Below are 12,610 nucleotides of genomic sequence, written 5' to 3'. Positions count from 1 at the left end.
CGTTCGCGACGACGGCTTCGACGTCGCCACCCTGCGCGCCGACGCCGGGGACGAGGAACGGCACGTCGCCGACGATCGCGCGCACTTCGCGCAACTGCTGCGGCCAGGTCGCGCCGACGACGAGCAGGCAATTGCCGTTCGCGTTCCATTCCCGCGCCGCCTTCGCGGCGACGTGCTGATACAGCGGTCGGCCGTCGACGACGAGATCCTGCAGGTCGCCGGCGCCCGCGTTCGACGTGCGGCAGAGGACGACGACGCCCTTGTCGGCGCGATCGAGGAACGGTTGGAGCGAGTCGCCACCGAGATACGGGTTCACGGTGACCGCATCGGCGCGGTAGCGGTCGAATGCCTCGATCGCGTAGTTCCGCGCGGTCGAGCCGATGTCGCCGCGTTTCGCGTCGAGGATGACCGGCACGCCCGGATGCGCGGCATGGATGTGCGCGATGAGCCGCAGGAGCGCGTCCTCGGCGCCGAGCGCCGCGAAATGCGCGATCTGCGGCTTGAACGCGCAGGCGAGGTCGGCGGTCGCGTCGACGATCGCGCGGCAGAACCCGAACACCGCGTCGGCGTCGCCCGCGAAGCGCGCCGGGAACTTCGCCGGCTCCGGATCGAGCCCGACGCAGACGAGCGAATCATTGCGCCGCCAGGCCCCCTGCAGCGACTGCATGAACGTCACGTATTTCTCCTTCGGTCGTTTGCGCGAATCGAGAAACAAAACAAGGGCGCAAAGATGAGATTGAAACACGAAGGACACGAAGGACACGAAGAAAGAAAATTCTCTTGCTCTTCCTTCGTGTCCTTCGTGTCCTTCGTGGTTCAGGCTCTTTCGGCGTCGGCCCGGTGTGCTGCGATCAGGCGAGTTTCTTGTAGCGCAGGCGGTGCGGCTGGGCGGCTTCGTCGCCGAGGCGGCGCTTCTTGTCGTCCTCGTACTCGCGGTAGTTGCCCTGGAAGAACTCGACGTGCGAGTCGCCCTCGAACGCGAGGATGTGCGTCGCGATGCGGTCGAGGAACCAGCGGTCGTGCGAGATCACGAACGCGTTGCCCGGGAATTCGAGCAGCGCGTCCTCGAGCGCACGCAGGGTTTCGATGTCGAGGTCGTTCGACGGTTCGTCGAGCAGCAGCACGTTGCCGCCCTGCAACAGGGTCTTGGCGAGATGCAGGCGGCCGCGTTCGCCGCCGGAGAGCGAGCCGACGAGCTTCTGCTGGTCCGGACCCTTGAAGTTGAAGCGGCCGATGTACGCGCGCGACTGGATCTCGATGCCGTTGATGTTGAGGATGTCGGCGCCGCCGGACACCTCCTGGAACACGTTGTGGTTGCCCTCGAGCTTGTCGCGGCTCTGGTCGACGTAGGCGATGTTCACGGTCGGGCCCTTGACGATCTCGCCCTTGTCGGGCTTTTCCTGGCCCGTGATCATCTTGAACAGGGTCGACTTGCCGGCGCCGTTCGGCCCGATGATGCCGACGATGGAGCCGGCGGGCACGACGAAGCTGAGGTCATCGATGAGCAGGCGGTCGCCGAACGATTTGGACACGCCCTTGAACTCGATCACCGAGTTGCCGAGGCGCTCGCCCGGCGGAATGAAGATCTCGTTGGTCTCGTTGCGCTTCTGGTAGTCGACCGACTGCAGCTCCTCGATGCGCGCGAGGCGCGCCTTGCCCTTGCTGCGCCCGCCCTTGGCGTTCTGGCGCGCCCACTCGAGCTCGCGCTGGATCGCCTTCTGGCGCGCCTTCTCCTGGCTCTCTTCCTGCTTGAGGCGCTCGTCCTTCTGCTCCAGCCACGAGGAATAGTTGCCCTTCCACGGGATGCCGCGGCCGCGGTCGAGTTCGAGGATCCATTCGGCCGCGTTGTCGAGGAAGTAGCGGTCATGGGTGACCGCGACGACGGTACCCGGGAAGTCGGCGAGGAAATGTTCGAGCCACTCGACCGATTCGGCATCGAGGTGGTTGGTCGGTTCGTCGAGCAGGAGCATGTCGGGCTTCGAAAGGAGCAGGCGGCACAGCGCAACGCGGCGCTTCTCGCCGCCGGAGAGCTTGCCGACGACCGCGTCCCAGGGCGGCAGGCGCAGCGCGTCGGCGGCGACCTCGAGCTGCCGCTCGAGCGCGTGTGCATCCGAGGCGGCGAGGATGTTCTCGAGGCGCTGCTGCTCGGCGGCGAGCTTGTCGAAGTCCGCGCCTTCCTCGCCGTACGCCGCGTAGATCTCCTCGAGGCGGCGCTGCGCGTCGAGCACCTCGGACACGCCTTCCTCGACTGCTTCGCGCACCGTCTTGTCGGGATGGATCTGCGGCTCCTGCGCGAGGTAGCCGACCTTGATCCCCGGCTGCGGGCGCGCTTCGCCCTGGTAGTCGGTGTCCACGCCGGCCATGATCTTGAGCACCGTCGACTTGCCGGCGCCATTGAGGCCGAGCAGGCCGATCTTGGCGCCCGGGAAGAACGAGAGCGAAATGTCCTTGATGATCTGACGCTTGGGTGGGACGACCTTGCTGACGCCGATCATCGTGTAGATGTATTGCATGCCTGGACTCCGGGCGTGGGCGCACCGGGGCCGCGAGGCGCCACGGGCGTGGAAATCGTTGGGATAGCCGCGCATTATCGCCGATCGGCGGCCCGGCCGTCATGCATCGGGTTCGGACGGCCAAACCGCGCCACGACCCGTTTCGGCCGGCGCCGGCGATAACGCGCTAAAATGCGCGATTCCCGCCCTGCCCAGGTGATGCGCCGATGTTCTCCAAGGATGCCCGTATCGAAGGCTACGACCCCGAACTCGCCGAGGCGATCGCCGCCGAGCGCGGGCGCCAGGAGGATCACGTCGAGCTCATCGCGTCTGAGAACTACGCGAGCCCGCGCGTGCTCGAGGCGCAGGGCTCCGTGCTGACCAACAAGTACGCCGAAGGCTATCCCGGCAAGCGCTACTACGGCGGCTGCGAATACGTCGACGTCGCCGAGACGCTCGCGATCGCGCGCGTCAAGCAGCTGTTCGACGCCGATTATGCGAACGTGCAGCCGCACTCCGGCTCGCAGGCGAACCAGGCGGTCTACTTCGCGCTGCTGAGTCCGGGCGACACGATCCTCGGCATGAGCCTCGCCCATGGCGGCCACCTCACGCATGGCGCGAAGGTCAATCTCAGCGGCAAGATCTTCAACGCGGTGCAGTACGGCATCGACCCGGACAGTGGCCGGGTCGACTACGACGAGATCGAGCGGCTCGCGCTCGAACACAAGCCGAAGATGGTCGTCGCGGGTTTCTCGGCGTATTCGCAGGTGCTCGACTGGGCGCGTTTCCGCGCGATCGCGGACAAGGTCGGTGCGTACCTGTTCGTCGACATGGCGCACGTCGCGGGCCTCGTCGCCGCGGGCGTGTACCCGAGCCCGCTGCCGCATGCGCACGTGGTCACATCGACGACGCACAAGACGCTGCGCGGCCCGCGCGGCGGCATCATCGTCGCGAAGAACGCGTCGGACGATCTCGTCAAGAAGTTGCAGAGCGTCGTCTTCCCGGGCATCCAGGGCGGACCGCTCATGCACGTGATCGCCGCCAAGGCGGTCGCGTTCAAGGAAGCGCTCGAGCCCGCGTTCAAGGACTACCAGCGCCAGGTCGTGAAGAACGCGCAGGCGATGGCGAATGCGTTCATCGCGCGCGGCTACCGGATCGTTTCCGGCGGCACCGAGAACCACCTCATGCTGATCGACCTGATCGGCCGCGAGGTCACCGGCAAGGACGCCGAAGCCGCGCTCGGCGAGGCGCACATCACGGTCAACAAGAACGCGGTGCCGAACGATCCGCGCTCGCCGTTCGTGACATCGGGCCTGCGCATCGGCACGCCTGCAGTGACGACGCGCGGCTACCGCGAGAAGGACTGCGTCGATCTCGCCAACTGGATCTGCGACGTGCTCGACGCGCCCGGCGATGCGGCCGTGATCGCGCGCGTGCGCGAGCAGGTTACCGCGCAGTGCCGCACGTATCCGGTCTACGGCTGAGGAGCGCGCGATGCGATCGCTGCGCATCGGGCTGATCGGCGATCGCGACGACGCGGTGGTCGCGCACCGCGCGATCCCGCGTGCGCTCGCGCTCGCGGGTGCCGCGGCCGCGCAGCCGCTCGACGTCGAATGGCTCGGCACGGAAACGATCGACGGCGTGGCGCGGCTCGCCGCGTTCGACGGCCTGTGGTGCGTGCCGGCGAGTCCCTACCGCGACATGGACGGCGCGTTGCGCGCGATCCGCCACGCACGCGAGGCGCGGCGTCCGTTCCTCGGCACCTGCGGTGGCTTCCAGCATGCCGTCGTCGAGTACGCGCGCAACGTGCTCGGTTGGGCCGATGCCGAGCATGCGGAGACGGCGCCGGACGCCGAACGCGCCGTCGTCGTGCCGCTCAGCTGCGCGCTCGTCGAGGTGCACGAGGCGGTCCATCTCGTCGCGGGCTCGCGCTGCGCGCGCGCGTGGGGCGTCGCGCGCATCGATGCGGGCTACCACTGCCGCTACGGCCTCGCCGCGGGGTTCCGCGCCGCGATCGCGGACGGTCCTCTGCGCGTCGCGGCGGTCGACGCCACCGGCGAGGTGCGCGCGCTCGAGCTCGACGGCCACCCGTTCTTCGTCGCGACCCTGTTCCAGCACGAGCGTGCCGCGCTCGACGGACGCTGCCCGCCGCTCGTGCGCGCGTTCGTCGACGCGGTCGCCGGGCTCGCCATCGGGCGGGCCGCCTGATGCATTGCCCGTTCTGCCAGCACGAAGACACCCGCGTGATCGATTCGCGCGTGTCCGACGACGGCAGCACGATCCGCCGCCGGCGCGAATGCGAGGCGTGCGGCGAGCGCTTCAACACGTTCGAGACGGCGGAAATCAAGCTGCCGAACGTGGTCAAGGGCGACGGGCGCCGCGAGGCGTTCGACGAAGGCAAGCTGCGCACCGGCTTCATGCGCGCGCTGCAGAAGCGCCCGGTCGGCAGCGAGCAGGTCGATGCGGCCGTGCGCGCGGTGGTCGAGAGCCTGCGCCGCAGCGGCGAACGCGAAGTGCCGTCGATGCGCATCGGCGAACTCGTGATGCGCGAACTCAAGACGCTCGATCACGTTGCCTACGTGCGGTTCGCCTCCGTGTACCGCAGCTTCGAGGACGTACAGGCGTTCCGCGAGGAGATCGAGAAACTCGAGCGCGACCTGCCTTCGCTCGAGGGATTGCAGTTGTCGCTGCTCGGCGACGCGAAGCCGGGCAAGGCCAAGGGCTGACGTGTTCTCGGCGCTCGACCACGCGCTGATGGCGCACGCGTTGCGCCTCGCCGCGCACGGCCTCGCGACGACCCAGCCGAACCCGCGCGTCGGATGCGTGATCGCGCGCGGCGACGCCATCGTCGGCGAGGGCTGGCATCGGCGCGCCGGCGAGCCCCACGCCGAGGTCCTCGCGCTGCAGGCCGCGGGTGGGGCCGCGCGCGGGTCGACCGCCTACGTCACGCTGGAACCCTGCGGCCTGCACGGGCGCACGCCACCGTGCGCGGATGCGCTGATCGCCGCGGGCATCGTGCGCGTCGTCGTCGCGGCGCCGGATGCCGCGCAGGACGGCGGCCACGCGCTCGAGCGCCTGCGTGCCGCCGGCATCGTCGTGGAACCGGGACTCATGAGCGAGCCCGCGCGCGAGCTCAATCGCGGCTTCCACGCCCGCGTCGAACGCGGCCGCCCGTGGCTGAGATTGAAGCTCGCCTCGAGCCTCGACGGGCGCACCGCGCTCGCGAGCGGCGAATCGAAGTGGATCACCGGCGACGCCGCGCGCGCCGACGTGCAGCACTGGCGCGCGCGCAGTTCCGCGCTCGTCACCGGCATCGGCACCGTGCTCGCCGACGACCCGCGCTTGACGCCGCGGTCGGAGCGGGTTTCCGCGGATGCGGTCGCGCCGTTGCGCGTCGTGATCGATTCCGCGTTGCGCACGCCGCGCGGCGCGCACGTGCTCGACCGCAGCGCGCCGACGCTGGTGTTCCATGCGGCCGACGCGCGTGCCGACGACGATCGCTTCGCCGGCGTCGAACTCGTCGCGCTCGAGCGCTCCGGAGACGGCCTCGATCTCGGCGCCGTGCTCGCCGAGCTCGCCGCACGCGGCATGAACGAGGTGCAGGTCGAAGCGGGGTCGACGCTGTGCGGCGCCTTCTGGTCGGCGGGGCTCGTCGACGAACTGCTTTTGTACATCGCGCCGGTCCTGCTCGGCGACGATGCGCGCGCGCTGCTCGCGCTCGCATCGATCGAGCGGATGGCCGATCGCGTGCGCCTGCGCGTGCACGAACAGCGCACGATCGGCAGCGATATCCGGCTGCTGCTGCGTCCGGAACGGGAGTAGCGATGTTCACCGGGATCATCCAGGCCGTCGGATCCATCGCGTCGCGCGAGGAACACTCGGGTGGCCTGCGCCTTGCCATCGGCGCCGGCGCGCTCGATCTCGGCGATGTCGCGATCGGGGACAGCATCGCGGTCGCCGGCGTCTGCCTCACCGTCGTGGCGATCGAAGGGACGCGATGGTTCGCCGACCTGTCGGCGGAGACGCTCGCGCGCACGACGCTCGGCGGCCTCGCGGTCGGCGCGCGGGTCAACCTCGAGAAGGCGTTGCGCCTCGCCGACCGGCTCGGCGGCCATCTGGTGTCGGGTCACGTCGACGGCATCGGCACCGTTCTCGCGATCGACGATGAAGGCGCCTCGCAACGCTGGCGTTTCCGCATACCGCGCGCGCTCGCGCGCTACATCGCGGTCAAGGGCTCGATCTGCGTCGACGGCACGAGCCTCACCGTGAACGAAGCCGGCGAGGAGGCGTTCGGCGTGACCTTGATCCCGCACACGCTCGCGGTGACGACATTCGGCGCGCGCGCGGTCGGCGACGCGGTGAACATCGAGGTCGACCTCATGGCGCGGTATGCCGAACGGCTCGCGGGCGTGCCGCCCGACGCCGCCTGACGCCTCGCGCGGCATACGCGGGCGTTTGCGGATTCTTCACGGATTCAAGCTTGACGCCCGCTGTCGCGGGCGACCCACACGACGAGGCGGTACCACGATGTCCTTCGCCACCATCCCCGAACTGCTCGCCGACATCCGACTCGGCCGCATGGTCGTGATCGTCGACGACGAAGACCGCGAGAACGAAGGCGACCTCATCATGGCGGCCGAGAAGGTGCGGCCCGAGGACGTCAACTTCATGGCGCGCGAAGGAAGGGGCCTCATCTGCCTCTCGATGACGCGCGCGCGCTGCCGCCAGCTCGGCCTCAAGCCGATGGTCGACACGAACACCTCGCCGCACCACACGAACTTCACCGTCTCGATCGAGGCCGCCGAAGGCGTTACGACCGGCATCTCGGCCTACGATCGTGCGCATACGATCCGCACTGCGGTGCGGGCCGATGCGGGTCCGCAGCACATCGTGCAGCCGGGTCACGTCTTTCCGCTCGCGGCCGCTCCCGGCGGCGTGCTCGCGCGGGCCGGCCACACCGAAGCCGCGAGCGATCTCGCCGCGCTCGCCGGGCTCGAACCCGCGGGCGTGCTCGTCGAGGTCCTCAGCGACGACGGCACGATGGCGCGCCGGCCCGAGCTCGAGGCGTTCGCGGCGAAACACGGCCTGCGCATCGGCACGATCGCCGACCTCATCCGCTACCGCCTCGAGACCGAGAAGACCGTCGAGCGCGTGCACGAGGCCATGGTCGATACCGAGTTCGGCCGCTTCCGCCTCGTCGCCTGGCGCGACGTGCTCGCGCGCGAACTGCACTTCGCGCTGGTACGCGGCACCATCGACGACGGCGCACCGGTGCTGACGCGCGTGCACGTGCGCAACACCTTGTCGGACGTCCTGCACCTCGAGCGCGATGACCTCGGCCTGACCGTGACCGCCGCGCTGCGCCGGATCGCCGCCGAGGAGCGCGGCGTCGTCGTCGTGCTCGCGGGCGAGGAGGGTGGCGATGCGCTCCTCGAACGCCTGCGCGGCACGGCGGCGGGCGATGCCGGCGCGCGGGCGCAGTGGCGCCGGCTCGGCCTCGGCGCGCAGATCCTTGCCGACCTCGGCGTGCGCCGCCTGCGCGTGCTCGGCACGCCGCGCAAGCTAGTGGGCCTCGCCGGGTTCGGGCTCGAGGTCGAGGGGTATGTGGAGGGGCGGGGCTGAGGGCCGAAAACGCGTCGTGCTGCCGCAGGCCGTAGGGTGGGACGCAGCCGCGCAGCGGCGAGTCCCGCCGCGACGGGGCACTGCGGGAGGCGGTGGGACTCGCGGCGGCGGGTGTCGCTGCCAGCCACGTTTTCACACCGCTGCGTCCCAGCCTACGCGCACGAGGGCACGCGAACGCGCGCAACCACCTCGACGCCCCGTTAAACTCCAGCCCTCAGTCCCAAGCCTTCAGCCCTCGCCCCCATGCCCATCCTCACCGGCGAACTGCGCCCCGTCGCGCAAGCGCGCTACGCGATCATCGCGAGCCGCTGGAACCCGCGCATCGTCGATGCGCTGGTCGACGGCGCGCGCCGCGCGCTGCAGGAGCATGGCGTCGCCGACGACAGGGTCGACCTCGTGCGCGTGCCCGGCGCGTGGGAGATCCCGCAGGCCGCGGCGAGGCTCGCCGGCGGCGGCCGCGTCGCGGCGATCCTCGCGCTCGGCTGCGTCGTGCGCGGCGACACGCGCCACTACGAGCACGTCGCGGACGGCTGCGCCGACGGGCTCATGCGCGTCGCGCTCGAACACCGCCTGCCGGTGTTGAACGGCGTGCTGGCGGTCGAGCGGCATGCCGACGCCGAGGCGCGCGCCGGCGGCGCGCACGGCAACAAGGGCGAGGAAATCGCGCTTGCCGCACTGGAAATGGTCGATCTGTGGAGACAGCTGTGACGAACACCCCGCACCCCACCGGCATCGATCCGACCGCGCGGTCGCGCGCGCGCCGCCGCGCGCTCCAGGCGATCTACGCCTGGCAGATGAGCGGCAACCGCATCGACGGCGTGATCGACCAGTTCCGACACGAGCAGGACATGCAGATCGCCGACCTCGAATACTTCGAGGAACTCGTGCGTGGCGTCGTGCGCTCGCACATGGAACTCGATGCGGCGATCGCGCCGTTCCTCGATCGCGAGATCGCGCGCGTCGACCCGATCGAGCGCGCGGTGCTGCGCATCGCCGCGTACGAACTGCGTGACCGCATCGATGTGCCGTATCGCGTCGTCATCAACGAGGCGGTCGAGACGACCAAGCGCTTCGGCGCCGATCATGGCCACACGTACGTCAATGGCGTGCTCGACAAGCTCGCCGCGGCGTGCCGCCCGGCCGAGTACGGCGCGCGCAAGTAGCGCCCGGAGCGCGCGTGGAGTTCGACCTCATCGAGCTGATCCGCACGCGCTGCACGGTCGCCCGCGCCGACGTACGCCTCGGCATCGGCGACGATGCCGCCGTGCTCGCGGTGCCGCCGGGCCACGAGCTCGCGGTCAGCACCGACACGCTCGTCGCGGGCGTGCATTTCCCACCCGGTACGGCGGCGTGCGACCTCGGCTGGAAGGCGCTCGCAGTGAACCTGTCCGATCTCGCTGCGATGGGCGCGACACCCGCATGGTCGCTGCTCGCACTGACCTTGCCCGACGCGACGCGCGAGTTCGTCGACGGCTTCATCGACGGGTACGCCGAGCTCGCGGCGCAACACGGCGTCGCGCTCGTCGGCGGCGACACCACGCGCGGGCCGCTTGCAATCGGCGTGACCGTGCTCGGCTTCGTCGCACCGGGGCGCGCGCTGCGTCGCGACGGCGCGCAGCCGGGCGACGTCGTGTACGTGACCGGCACGCTCGGCGACGCCGCGGCCGGCCTGCGCTGCCTCGATCGCCGCGATGCGCACGCGCATGCGTTGTTCAATGCGCCGCCGGACACGCGCGAGGCGCTGGTCGAGCGGCTGAACCGGCCGACGCCGCGGATCGCCGCGGGCAGCGCGCTGCGCGGCGTCGCGAGCGCGTGCATCGACGTGTCCGACGGCCTGCTGGCCGATCTCGGCCACATCGCCGAACGCAGCGGCGTGGGCATCGAGATCGATGCCGATGCGCTGCCGGCGTCGTCGGCGCTGCTCGCGTTGTTCGAACGCGACGAGCGCCTCGTGCTGCAGGCGACCGGCGGCGACGATTACGAGCTCGCGTTCTGCGTGCCGCCCGCACGCGCGGGCGACGTCCAGCGCGATCTCGCGCGCCTTGGCTGCGGTGCCACGCGCATCGGTCGCGTCATCGCCGGCGAACGCGTGCGCCTGTTCGACCGCGACGGCAGCGAACTCGTGCCGGAGCGCTCCGGCTGGGACCATTTCGGATGAGGCTCGACGCTGCGCAACGCCGCGCGCTGCTCGCGCATCCGGCGGGGTGGATCGCGACCGGTTTCGGCTCGGGCCTCAGCCCGTTCGCCCCGGGAACGGCCGGTTCCGCCGCCGCGTTGCTGCCGTGGATCGCGTTGCGCGAACTTCCATGGACCGCCTACCTCGTCATCGTCGCGATCGCCTTCGCGATCGGCGTTTGGGCGTCGACTGTCGCTGTCTCGCGCCTGCGCATCGACGATCCCGGTGCCGTCGTCTGGGACGAGTTCGTCGGCCAGTGGATCGCGCTGCTGCCGCTCGTCGTCGCTCCGCGTGGATGGCCGTGGATACTGGCCGGCTTCGCGCTGTTCCGCCTGTTCGACGTGTGGAAACCGTGGCCGGTGTCCTGGGCCGATCGACGCATCGCCGGCGGGCTCGGCGTGATGGTCGACGATGCGATCGCCGGTGCGTACGCGGCGATCGCGTTGTCGCTCGCGGCCTGCGCGGGCGCATGACGAAACGGGCCTCGATTGCGGGCGTCTGCGTTCGCCGGCGAATGCAGCCGCCGAGACTCAGGAGCAGGGCACGGGTGGGTCGACGACGCTGCTCGAGCAGGTCACCCGCTTGCGATGCGCGAACGTGCCGCTGTAGTTCGCGAGAAGGCCCGGTTGCGCGTGTGCGTTGATGATGTCGTAGGCCATGAACCCCGCGACAGGCAGGCCCGCCAAGGCGACCGGAGTGCCGGCGCTGGTGCCCATCAACGGTGCCTGATCCGCGTCCGCCGCGAGATAGAGGTCCGCTTGGCCGGATGTCCAGTCGGGGTACGTCGCGCCCAGGTTCTTCGCGAGGTGCGAGCCGAATACGTCCGATGTCGTCGGTGGTGCGCGGTCGACCGGCTGGAAGCCGATTACATTGACCTCGTAGGGTGATGTCAGGTCGGCTTGCGGCGGAGGGACTCCGCAGATGGGGCCGCAGGGGTCGGACACGTCCAATTCTTCGTTGTCGTACAGGGTCCAGCCGATCGTTACCGGCGCTTCGCCGTTCGCAAAAAGATGGGTGAACGGAGCCCGGGGCGTGCCGGCATAGCGCTGCCCGTCGACGTAGTAGCGGCGCGTTGGGAAGGTCAGCACCCAGTCCGTGGCGGCGCCGAGGGCGGGATCGAGCAGTACATCGTTGTGCACGGTTTCGGCCATGAAGACCGCGCTGACGGCGTCGATGCCTTGCGCAAAATCGATCGAGGCGACGCCGCGATCGGTGAACACCGTCGCCGAGGCGACGCCATTGCCCGAATTGGCGCGAGCGAGGTCGTCATAGCCGACGGTGGCGCCGGTATCGACGAACGGCACCTGCGTGAAGTCGGCCAGCGCCTGCGCTTCGTACGAGAAATACGTACCGGACGCGACATTGACGATGCCGACCGATCCGCCGAGCGTGTTCGTCGGCGCGACGAGATCCTGCCCGACGTGCGCGAGATCCAATGCGGCGCACGCCGGTGAACCTTGGTCCGCAAAGCCGGTCTGCACGTGCCTGACGAGCTCGTCGGTCGCGCTGCCGGGAACGATGTCGCCGTCGGCGACGACGTCGATATGACCTTCGCGCGTGCGTGCGATCGTTTGCGGTCCACTGTCCGGCTGGTCGTACGGGGCGACGCCGCCTCCGACGTAGTTCGCGCTACTGAACGCCTGGCCACCGGCAGGAAACGCCGGAAGCGTGCAGCTGCGGTCGTGCGTGACCAGTTTTGCTCCGGCCGTTTCGTCGCCGCTCGCTGCGGTAATGGCGGCGGTCCACCGATCGTGCGGCGAGAGCAGCACGAGGACGTCGAGCACGACGCGGCCGTTGTAGCCCTCGTGGAAGCGGACGCGGGCGGCCTTGCCGAGGTCGGAGGCATTGGTCAGCACGAGGAGCGAGTCCTGCCCCTTGTTGACGGTGTAGTACGGGTAGACGAGCGCCTGGCCGAGACCGTTGGGGTTCAACGTGACCGCGCCGCCGGCGCTCATCCCGCCCGCCAAGGCCAGGCTCATCGTCGTCATCAGCATTCGTCGATGCATTGCACACTCCGTTGAGATCCGGGGCAACTACGATCGGCGTGGGTATCGCCTAGCTCAACCACGCCTGGGTAACGGATCGGTAACGAAGCCCATTGCCGCCATGTGCGTCGAGCGCCCGCGCGACGCAGGTCGACCCCAGTTTGCCGATGCGACGTTGTCCTTCATTCGCACGTCGTCGCGTCGCTCGCCGATGTCGTGCACGACACGGTCGAGCGGTACGGGAACGTGCCGCCGTAGTTGGCGAGTTTCCCGGGCGCGGCGTTCGCGTTGATGATGTTGTAGACCATGAAGCCGGTCGCGGGCAGGCCGTGCAG

General features: G+C 69.7%; 13 protein-coding genes. 10 read left to right on the top strand and 3 right to left on the bottom strand.

The window, feature by feature from the left end:
• The coding region (gene pyrF, locus VI238_RS17150; RefSeq protein WP_331653566.1) for an orotidine-5'-phosphate decarboxylase at window positions 1-676 on the bottom strand (676 nt) is incomplete at its 3' end.
• 175 nt (window positions 677-851) lie between these two features.
• Complete coding sequence (gene ettA / locus VI238_RS17145; RefSeq protein WP_331653564.1) at window positions 852-2,513, bottom strand: energy-dependent translational throttle protein EttA; 1,662 nt, start codon at window positions 2,511-2,513, stop codon at window positions 852-854.
• Between the two features lie 206 nt (window positions 2,514-2,719).
• Between ettA and glyA the strand changes: the two genes are divergently transcribed.
• The 10 genes from glyA to VI238_RS17095 all read left to right on the top strand — a co-directional run bounded on the left by glyA (window position 2,720) and on the right by VI238_RS17095 (window position 10,763).
• Window positions 2,720-3,976 carry a serine hydroxymethyltransferase gene (gene glyA, locus VI238_RS17140; protein WP_331653562.1) on the top strand — a complete coding sequence of 419 codons (1,257 nt, stop codon included), beginning with the start codon at window positions 2,720-2,722 and terminating at the stop codon, window positions 3,974-3,976.
• Between the two features lie 10 nt (window positions 3,977-3,986).
• On the top strand, window positions 3,987-4,700 hold the full coding sequence (locus tag VI238_RS17135) for a CTP synthase C-terminal region-related (seleno)protein (RefSeq protein WP_331653560.1): 714 nt from the start codon (window positions 3,987-3,989) through the stop codon (window positions 4,698-4,700).
• On the top strand, window positions 4,700-5,218 hold the full coding sequence (gene nrdR / locus VI238_RS17130; RefSeq protein ID WP_331653558.1) for a transcriptional regulator NrdR: 519 nt from the start codon (window positions 4,700-4,702) through the stop codon (window positions 5,216-5,218). The genes VI238_RS17135 and nrdR overlap by 1 nt, the downstream gene beginning before the upstream one ends.
• A 28-nt stretch (window positions 5,219-5,246) precedes the next feature.
• A complete protein-coding gene (gene ribD, locus VI238_RS17125; RefSeq protein WP_331653568.1) occupies window positions 5,247-6,314 on the top strand; it encodes a bifunctional diaminohydroxyphosphoribosylaminopyrimidine deaminase/5-amino-6-(5-phosphoribosylamino)uracil reductase RibD in 1,068 nt (355 codons plus the stop codon).
• 2 nt (window positions 6,315-6,316) lie between these two features.
• Window positions 6,317-6,922, top strand: coding sequence for a riboflavin synthase (locus VI238_RS17120; protein ID WP_331653556.1), 606 nt, complete (start codon window positions 6,317-6,319; stop codon window positions 6,920-6,922).
• A 97-nt stretch (window positions 6,923-7,019) separates the two neighbouring features.
• Entirely contained in the window at window positions 7,020-8,114 is a 1,095-nt protein-coding gene (ribB, locus tag VI238_RS17115; RefSeq protein WP_331653554.1) for a 3,4-dihydroxy-2-butanone-4-phosphate synthase, read from the top strand.
• A gap of 243 nt (window positions 8,115-8,357) precedes the next feature.
• A complete protein-coding gene (gene ribH / locus VI238_RS17110; protein ID WP_331653552.1) occupies window positions 8,358-8,822 on the top strand; it encodes a 6,7-dimethyl-8-ribityllumazine synthase in 465 nt (154 codons plus the stop codon).
• Window positions 8,819-9,277 (top strand): transcription antitermination factor NusB, encoded by a 459-nt coding sequence (gene nusB, locus VI238_RS17105; RefSeq protein ID WP_331653550.1) that lies wholly within the window; start codon window positions 8,819-8,821, stop codon window positions 9,275-9,277. The genes ribH and nusB overlap by 4 nt, the downstream gene beginning before the upstream one ends.
• A gap of 14 nt (window positions 9,278-9,291) precedes the next feature.
• On the top strand, window positions 9,292-10,272 hold the full coding sequence (thiL, locus tag VI238_RS17100) for a thiamine-phosphate kinase (RefSeq protein ID WP_331653549.1): 981 nt from the start codon (window positions 9,292-9,294) through the stop codon (window positions 10,270-10,272).
• Entirely contained in the window at window positions 10,269-10,763 is a 495-nt protein-coding gene (locus VI238_RS17095; protein ID WP_331653547.1) for a phosphatidylglycerophosphatase A, read from the top strand. Before thiL ends, VI238_RS17095 begins: the two co-directional genes overlap by 4 nt.
• 57 nt (window positions 10,764-10,820) lie before the next feature.
• Here VI238_RS17095 and VI238_RS17090 read toward each other — a convergent pair whose 3' ends face one another.
• Entirely contained in the window at window positions 10,821-12,296 is a 1,476-nt protein-coding gene (locus VI238_RS17090; protein WP_331653545.1) for a hypothetical protein, read from the bottom strand.
• Window positions 12,297-12,610 lie beyond the last annotated feature (314 nt).

The sequence above is a fragment of the Dokdonella sp. genome (genome assembly GCF_036518555.1).
Lineage (GTDB): Bacteria > Pseudomonadota > Gammaproteobacteria > Xanthomonadales > Rhodanobacteraceae > Dokdonella_A.
The sequence above is the reverse complement of the archived record's forward strand: the minus strand, read 5'-3'. Positions and strand labels throughout refer to the sequence as shown.